15 protein-coding genes are annotated in these 16,600 nt (G+C 69.3%); 9 read left to right on the top strand and 6 right to left on the bottom strand.

Annotated features, from left to right (window positions below):
• Positions 1 to 716 precede the first annotated feature (716 nt).
• From HNV26_RS33220 to HNV26_RS33190, 7 genes are read left to right on the top strand one after another with little or no spacing between them, the layout of a single operon-like run.
• Positions 717 to 1,421 (top strand): YIP1 family protein, encoded by a 705-nt coding sequence (locus tag HNV26_RS33220; RefSeq protein WP_171444586.1) that lies wholly within the window; start codon positions 717 to 719, stop codon positions 1,419 to 1,421.
• Complete coding sequence (locus tag HNV26_RS33215) at positions 1,418 to 2,764, top strand: TolC family protein (protein ID WP_171444587.1); 1,347 nt, start codon at positions 1,418 to 1,420, stop codon at positions 2,762 to 2,764. The genes HNV26_RS33220 and HNV26_RS33215 overlap by 4 nt, the downstream gene beginning before the upstream one ends.
• Positions 2,761 to 4,020 carry an efflux RND transporter periplasmic adaptor subunit gene (locus tag HNV26_RS33210; RefSeq protein ID WP_171444588.1) on the top strand — a complete coding sequence of 420 codons (1,260 nt, stop codon included), beginning with the start codon at positions 2,761 to 2,763 and terminating at the stop codon, positions 4,018 to 4,020. Before HNV26_RS33215 ends, HNV26_RS33210 begins: the two co-directional genes overlap by 4 nt.
• Entirely contained in the window at positions 4,017 to 4,769 is a 753-nt protein-coding gene (locus HNV26_RS33205) for an ABC transporter ATP-binding protein (protein ID WP_090490609.1), read from the top strand. The genes HNV26_RS33210 and HNV26_RS33205 overlap by 4 nt, the downstream gene beginning before the upstream one ends.
• Positions 4,766 to 6,004: an ABC transporter permease gene (locus HNV26_RS33200; RefSeq protein WP_171444589.1), complete on the top strand. Its 1,239-nt coding sequence runs from the start codon at positions 4,766 to 4,768 to the stop codon at positions 6,002 to 6,004. Before HNV26_RS33205 ends, HNV26_RS33200 begins: the two co-directional genes overlap by 4 nt.
• 4 nt (positions 6,005 to 6,008) lie before the next feature.
• On the top strand, positions 6,009 to 7,241 hold the full coding sequence (locus HNV26_RS33195; RefSeq protein WP_140875789.1) for an ABC transporter permease: 1,233 nt from the start codon (positions 6,009 to 6,011) through the stop codon (positions 7,239 to 7,241).
• Between the two features lie 50 nt (positions 7,242 to 7,291).
• Positions 7,292 to 8,284, top strand: a complete 993-nt coding sequence (locus HNV26_RS33190; protein WP_171444590.1) for a cysteine synthase A — start codon at positions 7,292 to 7,294, stop codon at positions 8,282 to 8,284.
• Between the two features lie 72 nt (positions 8,285 to 8,356).
• On the opposite strand, the gene HNV26_RS33185 is transcribed toward HNV26_RS33190, so the two are convergent.
• A complete protein-coding gene (locus HNV26_RS33185; protein WP_171444591.1) occupies positions 8,357 to 8,926 on the bottom strand; it encodes a DUF4123 domain-containing protein in 570 nt (189 codons plus the stop codon).
• A complete protein-coding gene (locus HNV26_RS33180; RefSeq protein ID WP_171444592.1) occupies positions 8,923 to 9,444 on the bottom strand; it encodes a hypothetical protein in 522 nt (173 codons plus the stop codon). Before HNV26_RS33180 ends, HNV26_RS33185 begins: the two co-directional genes overlap by 4 nt.
• Positions 9,445 to 9,620: 176 nt before the next feature.
• Here HNV26_RS33180 and HNV26_RS33175 point away from each other — a divergent pair, with 176 nt between their 5' ends.
• Positions 9,621 to 10,946, top strand: a complete 1,326-nt coding sequence (locus tag HNV26_RS33175) for a hypothetical protein (RefSeq protein ID WP_171444593.1) — start codon at positions 9,621 to 9,623, stop codon at positions 10,944 to 10,946.
• A 7-nt stretch (positions 10,947 to 10,953) separates the two neighbouring features.
• Positions 10,954 to 12,132, top strand: coding sequence for a hypothetical protein (locus HNV26_RS33170; protein ID WP_171444594.1), 1,179 nt, complete (start codon positions 10,954 to 10,956; stop codon positions 12,130 to 12,132).
• On the opposite strand, the gene HNV26_RS33165 is transcribed toward HNV26_RS33170, so the two are convergent.
• The 4 genes from HNV26_RS33165 to HNV26_RS33150 all read right to left on the bottom strand — a co-directional run.
• Positions 12,120 to 13,760, bottom strand: coding sequence for a sensor histidine kinase (locus HNV26_RS33165; protein WP_171444595.1), 1,641 nt, complete (start codon positions 13,758 to 13,760; stop codon positions 12,120 to 12,122). The two genes, HNV26_RS33170 and HNV26_RS33165, sit on opposite strands and share 13 nt — an antisense overlap.
• Entirely contained in the window at positions 13,729 to 14,427 is a 699-nt protein-coding gene (locus HNV26_RS33160) for a response regulator transcription factor (protein WP_171444596.1), read from the bottom strand. The genes HNV26_RS33165 and HNV26_RS33160 overlap by 32 nt, the downstream gene beginning before the upstream one ends.
• Positions 14,428 to 14,723: 296 nt before the next feature.
• Positions 14,724 to 15,557, bottom strand: coding sequence for a hypothetical protein (locus tag HNV26_RS33155; RefSeq protein ID WP_253817284.1), 834 nt, complete (start codon positions 15,555 to 15,557; stop codon positions 14,724 to 14,726).
• 229 nt (positions 15,558 to 15,786) lie between these two features.
• On the bottom strand, positions 15,787 to 16,600 hold an 814-nt coding region (locus HNV26_RS33150; protein ID WP_253817283.1), incomplete at its 5' end, for a GNAT family N-acetyltransferase.

Below are 16,600 nucleotides of genomic sequence, written 5' to 3'. Positions count from 1 at the left end.
GAGATGTGTATAAGAGACAGGGAGACGGCGGCGCGCCCAGGGGGCGGCTCGCGGGCCGGGGGCCCAGGGTCTGTGACCGGCCCAGTTGGAGGCGGCGCGGCATGTGACCGCTGGTGAAATAGGACATCGCCACGCGCATGAGACCGCCCAGGTCCAGCCCGGCCTGCAGCAGCAGCTCCTGGGCCGCGCAGCGCACCCGGGCCACGGCGATGAGCAGGTGGAGGCAGTCCGCCTCCTGGGAGCCCACATTGGAGGCGATCTCCCGGGTCTTCTCGCGCAGCTCCCGGAGGAGGCTGTCCGGCTCCGCGGGAGCGGCCGTCAGGAGCTGGAGGATGGCGTCCTCGTCCACGCCTCGCTCCTTGAGCAGCAGCTGTGCACGGTTCTCCACCGTGAAGAGCGCCAGGAGCACGTGGGCGGAGGTGACCCTCTGCACCACGCTCTGTGCGATGTCATTCGCTTCGTGGAGGACCTGCGCGAGGTCCGTGCTATCGACCATTCGAACTCCGGCAAGCGACCAGACGAGCGCAATACACCCTCTTGGGGCGTCCGGCAAAATTTCCGCTACAGGCCGCTACATGTGCCGTAAAGCCCTGGAGTAGAAAGCGTCCGCCAGCGGAATTTGGCTGGCTGCCTGCCTGTTCGGCGCCTTTCTTCGGCTGGCCAGGCAATTGCCTGAGGACGAGCGACGTACATCGCTCCGAGACCTCCATCACCATATGACTTCTCTTGCTCAACCGGCCCGCGTCTTCATCGATCCCCTCGATGGGACCCGTGCTGCCGTCGAGGCGCGCCGCTGGGTGTGGCCTCTCTTCATCCTGGCCCTGTGCGTGTCCGCTTCCGGGACGCTCTTTTCCCTCCGTTGGGACGTCGCGCCTGACGTCATCCGCCAGCTCCAGGGTTCTGGTCAGCTGATGGGGCTGTCGGAGGCGGACCTCACGGACAAGATCCAAACGGAGTCGCGAAAGGCGCTGGTCGGTGGCATCGCCAAGGGCGTCATCCTGATGCCGTTGATGGCGCTGCTCCTGGCCTGCATCCTGTGGGTGGTCAGCTGGCTCTTCGACCGGCCCGCGTCCTTCGAGCAGTTGCTGTCCGCGGCCGTCCTGGCGCTGCTGCCCATCGCGCTCTACCACCTCATCCTGACCCTCTGCGTCGCGGCGCAGCACTCCATTACCATGGCGCGGGTGATGAACCTCGTACCGTCGAACCTGGGAGCCGTGTTGCAAGGCCTGAGTCCGAAGATGCAGCGCGTGGCGTCCACCGTGGACTTCTTCAACCTCTGGAGCACGGGCCTGCTGGGGCTGGGCTTCTCCGCCGCCACCGGGATGAGCCGTGGGCGCGCGTTGCTGCTGGCGGTGGCGCTGTACGCCATGTACGCGGGCATCTTCCTCATCGGCCTCCCCGCCCAGGCAGGTGCGCAATGAACGCCTTCGTGATCGCGGTCGCCCTGGCCGCCGCTCCCTCGGACTCCGGCACACCCATCACCCTGGACCAGGCCCGCGCGGAGGGCCGGCAGAACGTCGCGGCCATCCAGGCCATGCTGGACGTGGCCATCACGGACGAGGACGTGAACCTGTCCCGCTCGGTGCTGCTGCCGCAGATCTCGCTCGATGCGTCGGCCGGTAAGATCTGGTTCGGCCGCAGGCAGGAGTTCACCACGGTTCCGGACCCGGCCAACCCGGGAGGCTTCATCCGCAACGCGGTGGAGACGCCCTCCACCAGCACCCAGAACTACGACCTGGGCTTGTCGCTCACGCAGATCATCTACGACCGCGCCCGCTGGAAGCAGTTGGAGCAGAGCGGCGTGGTGCGTGACGCGCAGAAGGGACAGGCGCGGGAAGAGGCGGACACCTCCGAGCTGGAGGCCATCCGCCGCTTCTTCACCCTGTACCGTACCCAGGCCACGCTCCAGGTGCTGAAGGCCACTGTCGAGCGCAGCGAGCAGCAGGTGGAGCGAGCCCAGGCCCTCTTCCACGCGGGCCGCACGGGCAAGAATGAAGAGATCACCGCCACGGTGAACCTGGGGACCGACCGCATCAACTACACCGCGATGCTCGGGCAGCTGGTCAACGACCAGTCCCAGCTCGCCGTGTGGCTGGCCAGGCCGGGCACCGAGGCGCTTACGGCCCAGGATCCGGGCGTGCTCACGACCGAGCCGCCGCCCGCGCCGTCGGTCAACGAGGCGCTCGCGTCGGCCCGCGCGTACCGGCCGCTGCTCAGGACGCTGGAGCTGCGCATCCGCGCCGCGGAGCTGCAGCAGTCCATTGCCCGCTCGGAGTACCTGCCGCGCTTGATGGCGCAGGGACTCTACAACCGCGGCGGTCCGGACGCCTCGCTGGTGTTCACCGAGCCGCGCCTGCAGAACCGCTTCACCGCGGCCGTCGGGTTGAGCTGGGACCTGTTCACCGGTCTGTCCACGGGGGCGCGCTCCCGTCGCGCCGAGGCGGACATCCGCAAGGCGCAGCTGACGCTGGAGCAGACGGCGCGGGAAATCGAAGGGGAGGTTCGCGCCGCGCACCGCACGCTGGAGGCCCAATTGGAGGCCGCTCGCCTGGCTGCGCAGAACGTCGAGGCCGCTGCCCAGGGACTCGAGATGCAGGAGGCGCGCTTCCGCGCTGGCGCGGGCTCCACCCTGGAGGTCCGCGACGCGCAGCTGAGCCTGACGCGCGCTGAGCTCGCCTTGTTGGAAAACAGGATCGATGTCGAAATCGCCCGCTATTCATTGCAGCGGGCCATGGGCGCCCTGAGCCCGGGAGAGTCGAAATGAAGTGGTGGAAGGGTGCCATTGCTGGCGCGTTGTTCCTGGGGGCTGCGGCCATCACCGCGGGTGGGTTGAAGGACCGTCCTCCGCCGTCGCTCGAAGTCCAGCTGTCGAAGGCCCGCAAGGGCTCCATCACCCGCACCATCACCGGCGCGGGCAAGGTGCAGGCGGCCACGACGGTGAAGATCTCGTCCAGCCTCTCCGGTGACCTGGTGGAGCTGGCGGTGAAGGACGGCGAGTCGGTGACGAAGGGCCAGGTGCTGGGCCGCATCGATCCGCGCCTCTACCAGGCCGCGCACAAGCAGGCCTTGGCGTCGCTGAACGCCTCGCGCGCCGACGTGCAGGTGGCGGAGGTGGAGGTGGGCCGCGCGCAGCTGGAGCTCGCGCGCGTGGAGGACCTGGCGAAGAAGGGCCTTTCGTCCACCGCCGAGGTGGACACGGCGCGCGCCACGAAGAGCACGGCGGATGCGCGGCTGGCGTCCGCCAGGCAGATGCAGGCGCGCAACATGGCCATCGTGGACCAGGCGCAGACGGACCTCACGCGCACGACGCTGGTGTCGCCCATCGACGGCAACGTCATCGAGCTGTCGCGTGAAGTGGGTGAGCGTGTTCGTGGCTCGGACCTGTCCGAGGACGTGGTGATGACCATCGCCGCGCTCAGCGCCATGGAGGTGAAGTTCGAGGTGGGCGAGCACGAGGTGGTGCACCTCAAGCCGGGCCAGCCCGCGGAGATCACGCTCGACGCACTGGAGGGCCAGACGTACTCGGGCTCCGTGGTGGAGATTGCCCAGAAGGCGCTCATCAAGAACGAGGGCACCGAGGCCGAGGTGACGAGCTTCCCCATCACCGTCGCGCTGGACACCCGTCCGCCCAACGTGCTGCCCGGCATGAGCTCCGAGGTGCGCATCTCCGCGGAGACGCACAATGACGTGGTGCTGGTGCCCATCCAGGCGGTGACGGTGCGTTCGGAGCGCTCGCTGCCGGACTACAAGGCGCCCATCGAAGGGGGCGGGCTGACGGCGAAGCGGACGGAGTCGCTGGCCAAGGTCGTGTTCGTGGTGGACAGCAGCAACAAGGCGCAGGTGCGCCGCGTGCAGACGGGCATCGCCTCCGACACGGAGCTGGAGATCGTCTCCGGACTCAATGATGGGGACCGGGTGATTGAAGGTCCGTACCGGACGCTGTCGAAGGAGCTGAACGACGGCGACATCGTGCGTGAGCCGGAGCAGGGCGCGGGAATGAAGGGCGGTCGGAAGTCGTGAGTCAGGCCAGCGGCGCGGGACCGCTCATCCAGGTGGAGAACATCACCCGCGTCTTCCACGTGGGTGGAGAAGAGGTGCGCGCGCTGCGCGGCGTCTCCTTCGGCATCAACCGGGGCGAATGGGTGGCCATCATCGGCCAGTCCGGCTCTGGCAAGAGCACGATGATGAACGTGCTCGGCTGTCTGGATACGCCCAGCAGCGGCCGGTACATGCTGAACGGCAAGGACGTGTCGCGCATGAGCGACGACGAGCTCGCCGTCATCCGCAACGTGGAGATTGGCTTCATCTTCCAGACCTTCCAGCTGCTGCCCAAGGAGACGGCCCTGGCCAACGTGGAGCTGCCGCTGGTGTACCGGGGCGTCAGCGCGAAGGAGCGGCGCGCGCGGGCCACGGCGGCGCTGGAGAAGGTGCAGCTCGCTCACCGCATGCACCACCGGCCCAACGAGCTGTCCGGTGGACAGCGCCAGCGCGTGGCCATTGCCCGCGCGCTGGTGTCCGAACCCTCCATGCTGCTGGCCGACGAGCCCACGGGCAACCTGGACTCGGCGACGGGTGAGGAGATCGTCCGCCTGTTCGAGCAGCTCCACAAGGCGGGCCACACGCTGGTGCTCGTCACGCACGAGCCCAAGCTGGCGGCGCGCTGCCCCCGGGCCATCCGCCTGAGCGACGGAGAGATTGTCGCGGACGGCGACGGCCGCACGGTGGCCATGGGGACGGCGTCGGACGTGCTGAACGCGGGGGGCGCATGAGCCAGCGGTCCGCCTTCCGCGTGGATGTGCTGGAGGGCGCACGCATCGCGGTCTTCTCCCTGAAGGCCAACCGCCTGCGCACGGTGCTGACCACCCTGGGCATTGGCATCGGCGTGGCCACGCTGTTGGCCATCGTCGGCATCATCCAGGGGCTCAACACGTCCTTCCACAAGCAGCTGGCCACCTTCGGCGCGAACACGATGTACGTGTCCAAGTGGCCCTGGATGATCAAGGGCGACTGGTGGAAGTACCGCAACCGGAAGAACTTCACCCTGGATCAGATGCACCGGCTGCGCACGCTGGCGCCCTTCGTGACGGCCATGTCCCCGGCGGTGTCGCGCCTGTCGGACGTGGCGCACGGCGGCGAGCAGATGTCCACCGTGCGCATCCAGGGCGTGACGCACGAGTACCTCAACATCTCCGGCTACGAAATCACCGGCGGGCGCTTCCTCACCGAGGCGGACGACGCGACCACGCGGCCGGTGGCGGTGGTGGGCGCGGACGTGGTGGACGGGCTCTTCCCGGGCGTCAGTCCGGTGGGGCAGTCGATTCGCATCGACAACCGCACCTTCCAGGTGGTGGGGACGCTCAGCCGCAAGGGGAAGATGGTGGGGGAGAGCATGGACCTGCTCGTCTTCATCCCCTTCAAGACGTTCTATTCGAGCTTCGGCAAGGGCCGCAGTTTCGAGATTGCCTTGGCGGTGGAGGATGCCTCGCAGATGCGGTCCGCGGAGGACCAGCTCACCGGCATCATGCGGCGCGTGCGCTCCACGCCTCCGGGGGCGGAGGACGACTTCTCCATCAACCGGCCGGAGGCCATGGCGAAGACGTACGAGCAGCTCACGGGCGCGCTGTACGGCGTGGCCGTGGGCGTGGGGCTCATCACGCTGCTGGTGGGCGGTATCGGCATCATGAACATCATGCTGGTGTCAGTGCGCGAGCGGACGCGGGAGATTGGCGTGCGACGCGCGCTGGGCGCCCGGAAACGGACCATCGTCTTCCAGTTCCTGATGGAAGCCTCGAGCGTGTCCGCGGTGGGAGGCCTGCTGGGGACGACCGTGGGATTGGGCACGGCCAAGGTGGTGTCGCTCATCACGCCGCTCGCGGCGGACGTGCAGCCGATGACCGTGGTGGCGGGGGTGGGCTTCGCCGCGCTGGTGGGCCTGCTGTTCGGCATCTGGCCGGCGGCGCGCGCGGCGAACCTGGACCCCGTGGAAGCCCTTCGTTACGAGTAGCGCGATGCGAGCGTTCCTGGACAATTTGCGGTTGGCGTTGGGCACCTTCCTGGGCAACCCTCTGCGCTCGCTGTTGACGCTGCTGGGCATCGTCATCGGCGTGGCGACGGTCATCACCATGATGGGGCTCATCGAGGGCCTGCGGGTCAAGGTGAACAACGACCTGGGGCGGATGGGGGCCCATACCTTCCAGGTGACGAAGTGGCCCGCGGGCGGCTTCGGGCGCATCAACTGGGCCAAGTTCGCCAAGCGCAAGGACTTCGAGATGCCCGATTCGCGGGCCATCGAAGAGTCCTGCCCGTCGGTGGGGACGGTGGTGCCCACCGACGACGAGGGTGGCCAGAAGCTGGCCACGGCGAGCTCGGAGACGCGGCCGTCGGTCCGCGTGTTCGGCACGCCCGCCAACTACCCGCTGGTGAGCGGGGTGTCGGTGCAGGCCGGGCGCTACTTCAACGAAGTGGAGGCGCTGGACGGCCGCTACGTGGTGCTGCTGGGGACGGACGTGTCGGACGCGCTGTTTCCGGGCATGAACCCGGTGGGCCACGAGGTGCGCATCAAGGGCCGGCCCTTCCGCGTCATCGGCCTGCTCCAGAAGCGGGGGAGCATGCTGGGCATGTTCAGTCTGGACAACCAGGTGATGATTCCGCTGAGCGTCTTCCACCAGCTCTACGGGAAGAAGCGCTCACTGGACATCAGCGTGCAGGCGAAGTCCCCGGAGCTGTTCAGCAAGGCGCAGGACGAGGTGGCCTCGCTGATGCGCCGCCGCCGCGACGTTCCGGCGAACATGCCCAACGACTTCGAACTGCACACGAACGAGTCGGTGACGGCGTCGTTCAATCAGCTCTCCCAGGTCATCACCATCGCGGGCGTGGGCGTGTGCCTGCTGTCCCTGGTGGTGGGCGGCATCGGCATCCTCAACATCATGCTGGTGTCGGTGATGGAGCGGACGCGGGAGATTGGTGTGCGCAAGGCGCTGGGCGCGCGCAAGCGCCGCATCCTGGGACAGTTCGCCACGGAGGCGGTGCTGCTGTCGCTGATGGGCGGCGCCCTGGGCCTGGGCCTGGGCTTCGGGCTGGTGTTCCTGGGCAACTGGATGATGGGCTTTCCCATGCAGGTGCCCCCGTGGGCGGTGGGCCTTGCCCTGTTCATGAGCTGCGGCGTGGGGCTCCTGTTCGGCATCTACCCGGCGGCCCGCGCGGCGAAGTTGGATCCGGTGGAGGCCATGCGGGCGGATTGAGGGCGGTGGTTCCCGGTGACGGGCGCCACCCTTCGCGTTAAGCACAGCCCATGGCGCCTCGCATTGGAACGCTCTGGGACTCCGTCGGAAACACCCCGCTGCTGCGCATCGGCTCGCTGAGCCGGCAGACGGGGTGTGAAATCCTCGCGAAGGCCGAGTTCATGAACCCCGGCGGCAGCATCAAGGACCGCGCCGCGAAGGGGATGATTCAGCGCGCGGAGGCGCAAGGCCTGCTGAAGCCGGGCGGCGCCATCTTCGAGGGCACCGCGGGCAACACCGGCATTGGCCTGGGGCTCTTGGGCCGCGAGCGCGGGTACCGCGTGGTCGTCACCATGCCGGACAACCAGGCCCGCGAGAAGTACGAGCTGCTGGAGGCCATGGGCGTGGAGGTCCGAAAGGTCCCCGCGGTGCCCTTCGCCAATCCGAACCACTTCTTCCACCAGGCCCGCGTGCTGGCGGAAGCGCAGGGCGGCTTCTGGGCGAACCAGTTCGAGAACCCGGCCAACGGCGACTACCACTACGAGACGACGGGCCCCGAAATCTGGGAGCAGTGCGAGGGCCGCGTGGATGTGCTGGTGGCGTCCGTGGGCAGCGGCGGGACGATGGGCGGCGTCAGCCGTTACCTGAAGGAGAAGAACCCCGCCGTGCGCGTGGTGCTGGTGGACCCGCCGGGCTCGGGCCTCTTCACCTACGTGCGCGAAGGGCGCATGGAAGGGCCCGGTTCATCCATCACCGAGGGCATTGGCATCATGCGCCTCACGGAGAACTTCCGCCGGGCCCGCGTGGATGAGGCCATGCGCCTGGGGGACCAGGAGATGGTGGAGATGCTCTATCACCTGGCGCGCGAGGACGCGCTGGTGGTGGGCACATCGGCGGCCCTCAACGTGCGCGCCGCGTGGGAGCTGGCGCGACGTCATCGGGGCGAGGGGCTGCGCATCGTCACCTTCCTGTGCGACCACGGCAGCCGCTACGCGTCGAAGGTGTTCAACCCGGAGTTCCTCGCGTCCAAGCAGCTGGAGGTCCGGCCGCTTCCAATGGATTGACAGTGCGGGGTACGACGCCCGACCGGGCCGCATCGATTTCAACGGTGCGTCCCGGAGAGGGGGCCGAGGCTGCTACATGAGCGGCGTCGGGCGGATGGAGAGCGGCGGCGCGTCCAAGGGCGCCTCCTCGGGACGGCGCGCGTAGGCGAGCATGCTGCCGCCGTCCTCGGACTCGGCGAAGAACTGCTCGATGGGGCCGAAGAGGAAGTCCAGCTCGTCGTCCGTGCACGTGGGCAGGTAGACGCGGAGCACGCGCGGGTCGTAGTAGCGGAACACCAGCGGCTTGCCGTTGGCATCCCGGACCTTGAGGAAGCGCCGCAGGTGTCGCCGCAGCGCGTCCGGATGCGCCGGGCTCTGTACGAAGATGCCCCAGCTCTTGCCCCAGCCCGCGGCGAGCAGCTGTTCCGTGGCGGGCGCTCCGGGCCGCAGTTGCACTAGGTAGGGCGCCACCTCCACCAGCTCCGGCGGCAGCTTCCCCGCGTAGAGGCAGCTCTGCGTCAGGCCGCAGGTGAGCACCAGCCGGTGGATGTTGGGGGCCCGCGCCCCGTCCAGGATGGCGTAGAGCGCCGAGGTGGGCGCTTCCTCCGTGGCCTGACGCACCCACTGCAGCAGGCCCGGGAGCTGGGGGACCGGTGCGCTCACGCCGCGGCCCGTTGCTTCTGCTTCTCACACTCCTCGCAGAACGGCACACCCGCCGCCGCGGCCTGGCGCAGGGCTTCGGCCTGCCGCGCCGGGTCGGGGAAGAGGGTGAAGACCTCCACGGGCGGGCGCGCCAGGGGGATGACCTCGGGCTCGGGCCGGGGGGGCGGCAGGGCCGGTTCCGGCCACGCCCAGGCGGCGGCGCGGCGCTGTACGCGCAGGGCCACCAGCTCACGGCGCTCCAGCGCCTGCACCAGCCGGTCTCGCACGCGGGCGTCCAGCCGGGCGCGGTCCAGCGAGCTGACGTTCCACGGAAGGATGCCGCCCAAGGCCTCGTACATCTCCAGCAGGGGCCTGCGGGCGGAGGTCAGCCAATGGTCGAGCTGCCAGGTGATGTGCTCGGCCGGGACGCACTCCCGCTCGTCGAGGGCCGTCACGGCTCGCATGACGAGCAGTTCGTATTCTTCGGCTCCAGAGCGGAGCCGCCAGGGGCCAGGGAAGCCGATTCCAGGGACGGACATGACGACCTTGTCGGGGCTTCAGGGAAAGGGCCGCGTCCAGGACGCGGAATGGACGCAGAGTGTACCCGGGGCTGGGTGAAGCTGCATCCCGGCCTGCACGAAATCTGCACGAACATTCCTTGGCCGCCGCACAAGGGGGCCATCACCGTTGCACGGGGGGCGCACATCCTGCGCCCATGAACGCACCTCCTCCGCTGCCTCCCCGTCCGCCGCGAGCGCCTGAAGGCGCCCTTCGCCGGGCCTTGCGCTGGCTCGTGGCCCACCACGTCTTCGGCAGTCTGGTCATCGTCGTCTTCGCCACGGCGGTCATCGCCGGGCAGGTGGCGGACCGGACGGCCTTCGCCAATTCGGAGCTGGCCGCCGGGGTGGAGGACCGCTGGGGCGCGCCCGTCACCCAGCCCGCGCCGTCCCTGCGCTACGTGCACAGCGGCACCATCTTCACCGAGCTGAAGCCGCTGCCCTTCGACCGCCAGCACGTCGAGGTGCAGGCGAAGATGAACTACCGCAAGCGCGGGCTGCGCTACTTCTCCGGCTTCGACTTCACCCTCAGCGCCGACTACGCGGTGGTCAACCGCGAGAGCACCGATATCGACGTGGCGTTCATCTTCCCCATGGAGATGGACAAGTCGCAGGTGCTGCTGTCGGAGCTCCAGTTCCTGGTCGACGGCACGGAGTCCAGCCTGGACCTGGGCGAGTCCGGCAACCGGCTGGTGTGGACGGGCCGCATCGCCAAGGGCGCCACGTCCCGCTTCACCATCCGCTACCGCGCCCGGGGGCTGAACTCATTCGTGTACCGCCTGGATCCAGCGCTGCCCGCGCGGGACGTGCGCGTCCACGTCGCCGTCGAAGGAGGGGAGAACTACGACTACCCGTCGGGTGTGCTGGCCGCGTCGTCGGTGAACACCTCGGCCGACGCGGTGACGCTGGATTGGGCCTTCCAGTCGCTGGAGTCGGGAGTGAACCTGGGCGTCATCCTCCCGTCGGAGAAGACGTTCGACGCGCTGGTGGGCACGATGGCGACCCGGGCCTGGGTGCCCTTCCTGGGGCTGCTCGCACTGCTCGCGGCCCTGGGGTTGCGCCACCGCCGCTCGCTCGCGCTCCACGAGACGTACCTGCTGGCGTCCGTATACGGCTTCTTCTTCGTGCTGCTGGCGTACCTGGCGGCCTTCATGACCTTCTACGCCGCCTACGCCCTCTGCGCGGTGGGCCTGGGCGCTGCGGTGGTGGTGTACGTCCGCTGGCTCTTCCCGAAGGAGCGGACGTCGGTGCTCGCGGGGCTGTGGGGCGCCACGCTGGTGGTCCCCACCGGCGCCGTCATCCTCCAGGGCTACACCGGCCTCATCTACACGCTGGAGATCCTCGCCGCGCTGCTGGGGCTGATGGTCCTCTCCACCCGCGCTGGTGTGCGGGCCTTCCTCTCCGACTTGTCCCTGCCCGGTGAGCCTCCGCGCGCCGCCGCGGCTCCCGCTGCCTCCACCCCTGTCACCCCGGAAGCGAGCTGATTCCGCCATGTGGACCGTACCGCTCTTCGTTGGACTCCTGCTGACCACGGCCGATGGCTCGGCCGCCACGTCTCCCTCCGGCACCGCCACCGTGCCGCTTCAGGAGCTGATTCCCCTCTACGCGCAGCGCCAGGCGGCCCCCGCTGAAGCACCTCCGACGGAGGCCCTGGTAAAGAGCCAGCTCAAGGGCCGGCTCACGGCGGATGCCCTCTTCGTCGACGGACACTTCGACGTGGAGGTGCTCACGGACGGGCGCTGGACGCAGGTGCGCCTGCTCCAACTCGACGCGGACACGTACCCGGTGTCGTTGCCCTCGATGGAGGAGGGCACCGTGGGCGTCGTCGACGGGTACCTCTGCCTGCTCACGCGGAAGGCCGGGCGCTATGTCTTCGACGTGGGCGTGTCCATCCGCTCGCCCGGAGCGGGGCCGGAGCGCCGGGCCCAGCTGCGCTTCGGGCCCCACGCGTCCCCGGTGCCGCTGGCGCTGGAGGCGGACACGTCCGTCTTCACGCTCACCGAGCCGCTGGCTTCGATGGGAGGCGAGTCCCACGCCGTCTATCCCGTCCAAGGCATGCTGCGTGTCAGTTGGCGCGCGGCGGTGGCTCGGGTGGCACAAAGCCAGAAGCAGCAGGTTCGCCCACCGCTCGAGCCGCGCATCTCCGAGGCCACCGCGTCCTGGGTGTCCACGCTGGAAGGCCGAGCCACGCTGCGCGTCAGCTATGCGCTGAGCCTGGACCGCGAGCAGCCGCTGGAGCTGGTGCTGCCGGAAGGACACCGGCTGGAGCGCGTCACCCTGAATGCCATCCCCGTCCCCGTGGAGTCGGAGAGCGGCACGCTGGCGTTGAAGGTCGCTCCGGCGCGGCTGGGAGAGACGGGCGGGACGCTGGAGGTGGTGCTGTCGCGAGAGCTGGGCGTGTTCCACCTCTCCGGCCGGTTGAAGCTGGCGTTGCCGCGAGTCTCCTGGCCGGTGGCGGAGCTCCGCGCACGCGCGCACTTCCCCGCGGTGTTCAACTACCGGCGCGAGGGCGGCAGCCTGGAGCAGTACGAGTCGACGGAGGCCGTGGCCGCGGAGGCGTCGGGCCTGCCCGGAAAGGCGCTGCACTTCCGCCAGTTCCTGGTGGCCGCGTCCTCGCCCACGCTGGAGCTGGGCTACTCCGTGGACATCTCCGACAGCTACTTCCGGTGAAGCCGGGGCACGGGCGCCACCACCGCGAAGGTGGTGCCCGTGTCGGAAGGAAGCAACTCCAACCTCGCGTGGAAGGCGCGCAGCATGGACTGGGCAATCGTCAGCCCCAGGCCCGTGCCGCCGCGCTCGCGGGCGGTGGTGAAGAAGGCGTCGAAGATGCGCGCACGGTTGGACTCGGAGATGCCCTTGCCGCGGTCCTTCACCACCACGCGGACCAGGTCCGCCTCCGGTGCCTGCTCCACCGACAGATCCACGCGGACGGCGTCGCCACCGTGCTGGCGGGCATTGGTGATGAGCTGCCACAGCACGTCTTCGAGCACCTCCTGCGGGAGGCTCACCTTCAGGCCCGCGGGGGGGGCCGTCACATGGATGTCCGTGGCACCGTCGGCGCGGGCGCGGAGGGCGAGCCCCTCCAACAGCGGGGCCAGCTCCACCTGCGCGGGCGTGGCCGTCATGGAGTCCGCCCGGGCCAGCTCCAGCAGGCGTTGCACCAACCGGGTGAGCCTGCGGGCATCCGCGTCCACGTTGGCGAGGAACCGCGCGCGTTGCTCGGGGGACATCGCGTCGGCGCTATCGCGCAGCAGCTCCACCGCGCCTTGGATGGAGGCCAGCGGCGTCTTGAACTCGTGTGACACGTTGGCCGCGAAGGAACGGATGTACTGGTTCCTGTCTCGCAACGCGGTGGCCATGCCGGCCAGGGACTCGGAGAGCTCGGCCAGCTCGGCCACCACGGGACGCGCCATGGGCTCGAAGCCCGCGGGGTCACTCATGGCGATGGCGCGCGTCTGCTTCACCAGCGCGCGCACCGGCCGGCCCACCAGCGCGGCGGCGGCCAGCGACATCAGCGCCACCGCGCCGAGCAACACGAAGCCGGTGGCCGTGAGGTTCCACCGGTCCGCGTATGTCGCCTTGGCGAACGTCATGGGCGTGCGCGTCAGCACCACCGCGCCCCAGACGCGGTCGCCGTTCAGCACGGGCAGCGCCACCGTGACGCGGATGCCGGTGTCGCGGCTGAGCGATGCCAGTGGGGTGTCCTCGGGGTCGGCGACGCGGCGGCGCAGCACGCTGACGGGCTCGCCGCGCAGGGCCCGCTGAACCTCCGTGCGGTCCGCCAGCGTCGTCCACAGGAGGGCGGGGCTGCTGCTGGCCACCACCACGCCCTCGGTGTCCACCACGCGGATGCCGGCCAGGGTCGCCGCACGCACCTGTTCGAGCAGCGGCGTCAGCTGCAGTCCGGCCGCCTGTGACAGCGGCTCCGCGGGGACGCGCGAAGGCCGAGGCGTGTCGCCCGGCGGCAGGGAGGCATCCGAGGCCCTGAGCGAGGGGAGGATGGGGCGCAGGCGCGTGTCGTCGGGAATGGGGAAGGGCCAGGGCGCGGTGCGCTCGCGGCCGTATGCGCCCTCTGGCACGGTGGCGCGCAGCCGCTCGCGGAAGACCTCCGCGATCACCGCGCCCTGGGCAATCAGCTCCGACTCCGTCTGGCGGATGAGCTGGTTGTCGTAGACGCGCACGAAGGCGAGCCCCGCCAGCGTGAGGACGAACCCCGCGACGCCCACGGCGGCGAACACCAGCCACAAGCGCGGGCGCGCGCGGCGCTCAGGGGAGGGCGAGCCGATAGCCAAGGCCATGCACCGTCTCGATGACGTCTCCGCCCGCGCTCGCGAACTTCTGCCGGACCCGGCGCACATGGCTGTCGATGGTCCGGTCGCTGACCACCACGTCGTCGTAGACGCGGTTCATCAGCTCATCCCGGGTGAACACCTTGCCGGGGACTCGGAGCAGCGTGGCCAGGATCTGGAACTCCGTCACCGTGAGCACCACTTCCGTGTCCTGCCACCATGCGCGCCAGCGCTCCGCGTCCATGCGCAGCGGCCCCCGGGACTGCATCCACGCCGCTGGCGCTTCGACCTCCGGGGCCGGCGCGGGCCGTACGCGCCGGAGCACCGCCTTCACGCGCGCCACGAGCTCGCGCGGGCTGAAGGGCTTGGTGAGGTAGTCATCGCCGCCCAGCTCCAGGCCCAGGATGCGGTCGACCTCGTCATCCCGCGAGGAGAGGAAGACGATGGGCAGCTCGTGCTTGCGCCGGACCTCACGGCACACGGCGAGCCCGTCCAGCTCCGGCATCATGATGTCCAGGACGATGAGCGCCGGGAGGACGCGGTCGACCTGCGTCAGGGCGGCGCGGCCATCGGCGGCCTCATCCACCCGGAAGCCTCCCTGCTCCAGCGCGAAGCGGACGATTTCCCTCAGGTGAGGATCATCGTCGACGACCAGGACTGTGGGAATTTCGGCCACGGCTGCTCGGGAGGGGAGGGTTGCGACGACTGCCGCACTCTACACCCGCCCGGGCCCGGGAGACGGCCGGGGCGCAACCCCGGCCGTGACTACGACGACCGGCGTGAGCGCCGGCGGGGCCGCGGAATCGCAACCGCCGCGGCGAATAGGAGAACCACTGGAATGAACACGAGCATCGTCTGCGCCGTCACCTTCGCCCCCATCAAGGAAGTGCCGCTACTATGGCGGGTCGGTCTGACGTATCGCCGAGGCAATCCTGAAAACAGGTTTTGACGGGACGGTGACAGCGCCCGGCGTCAGATCAGCTCGCGGGTGATGACCTCGGAGCGTTCCTGGTCGTTCCAGGTGACCTTCCGGGTCTCCCGGCCGTTGAAGTAGATGGCCTCCCGGTCGTTGATGAGCTTCCGGATGGTGATGCGGGCGACGGACTGCTGTTCGTCCACGCCGTGGGTCAGCTCATATCGGGCGACGTCATGGGGGAGCTCGCCCAGGCGGAGCCGGACCTCGCCCAGCATGTCCACGTAGTCCGCCAGCGCCTGCATCTGCCCCAGCGCGCGCCGCATCACCGTGCCCGTGCGCTTGCTGAGCACCCGGTCCCAGAAGAGGTAGCCCGCGCCCAGCGTGGCCGTGCTGGTGAAGAACATGAAGAAGGTGAGCGCCGGATCCAGGTACCGGTTCTGGGTGAGGCCCTGATGCTTCGAGGCTTCCACCAGGATGTCCTTCATGGCCTCCACGGCCGTGCGGTGGGCCAGTTGCGTCCACTCCCGCGCATCGCGCTCCGCGCCCAGCAGCAGCCAGCAGAGGCCCAGGTGCAGGGCGATGAACGACAGCCGCGCCTTGTCGCGCTCGGTGCCCAGGGCCTCCGTGAAGCAGCTCCGCGCGGACTTCAGCCGCTCCAACTGTTCGTCGCGGGTGGCCTGAGGGGCACGCACGGCCTCCAGGTGGAGCCGCCCGGCCAGGAAGGGACCTTCCTGCAGCGGCCGGACGTCGCGATGCAACCCGCGAAGGAGGGTGAGTTCTGCTTCGTGAAGGCCGAGGAGCGTCTCCAGCAGCGTGACCGCGGCGGGCGCCTGAGACCTGCCGCCCGCGTGCGGTGGAATCGCCAGGACGAGATCATCCCACTTGGCCATGTGCGGACTCCGTGTGGCTGGGCGATGCAAGACGTGCGGCAAGCCCCCTCACGGATCAGTCTGCCACAACCTCCACGCCATCGAAGAATGTGGGCCGCAGTTCACGCGAGAGCGGCATTCTTCAATGCGACGGAGTGGCTGGCTTTCAAGCTCGGTAGAAAAAGCCAGTCATTGTCTCGAAATGGCGTGAGTCTGTTTTTACTCCCCCGTGCCGTGCACCGCGAGTGGCTCAGCCCTGGTCCGGTGGAGGCGCCATGTACATGCGGAAGCGCGTCACCGGCCGGTAGCCCAGGCGGGTGTAGACGGGCTCGCCAGCGCTCGTGGCGTGGAGGACGGTGCGCTCGGTGCCCCAGTCCTGATGGGCCTTCGCCAGCGCATGTCGCATCACGGCCTCGGCGGCACCTTGCCGGCGGTGTTGCGGCTGGGTCGCCACCAGGGCGACGTACGCGGCGGCATCCACGCGCAGCACCACCGTGCTGGCCGTGGCCTCTTCGTCGCGGCACGCCACGAAGCCCTGGCAGTCCGGGGTGTAGAGCGTGTCCTCGTCGAAGGCTTCACGGCCGAAGTGGCGCGGGACGTCGTAGGCGTTGGCGTTGATGTCGGCCACGGCCTGCCGGCCCCAGGTATCCGTGACGGGACGCACGGTGAACGGAGGCCGCGGGTGAATGGAGGGCGCCAGCCGGTCCGCCACCATGCCGGTGACGTCCATCTCTGACTTGAGCCCGTACCAGGCGAGGATGGATGGCGCCTTGTCGCGCACGGAGGGCGCCAGCCAGTCGTCGCAGACGACGAAGCTCCAGCCATGTTTGCCGGCGGAGAAGTAGCGCGCCGCGGAGGCCGCCGCGGCCGCCAGCGCTTGTTCCGTTTCGACGGGCGCGCGCAGGAAGGCGGAGTTCATCATCGACCAGGCGACGTGGCATGCGGTGATGTAGACCTCGGGTCGCTCCACCACTTCACCCGACTTGCTGCCCAGGGCGAACAGCCTCCAGGCTCCACGGAACTGCGCGTTGGACTCATCTATCTCGACGCGTGAGGGGGCGGGC

The organism is Myxococcus xanthus, assembly GCF_013116825.1.
Classification (GTDB): Bacteria; Myxococcota; Myxococcia; order Myxococcales; family Myxococcaceae; genus Myxococcus; species Myxococcus xanthus_B.
This window is presented reverse-complemented; position numbering and strand designations above follow the sequence as displayed.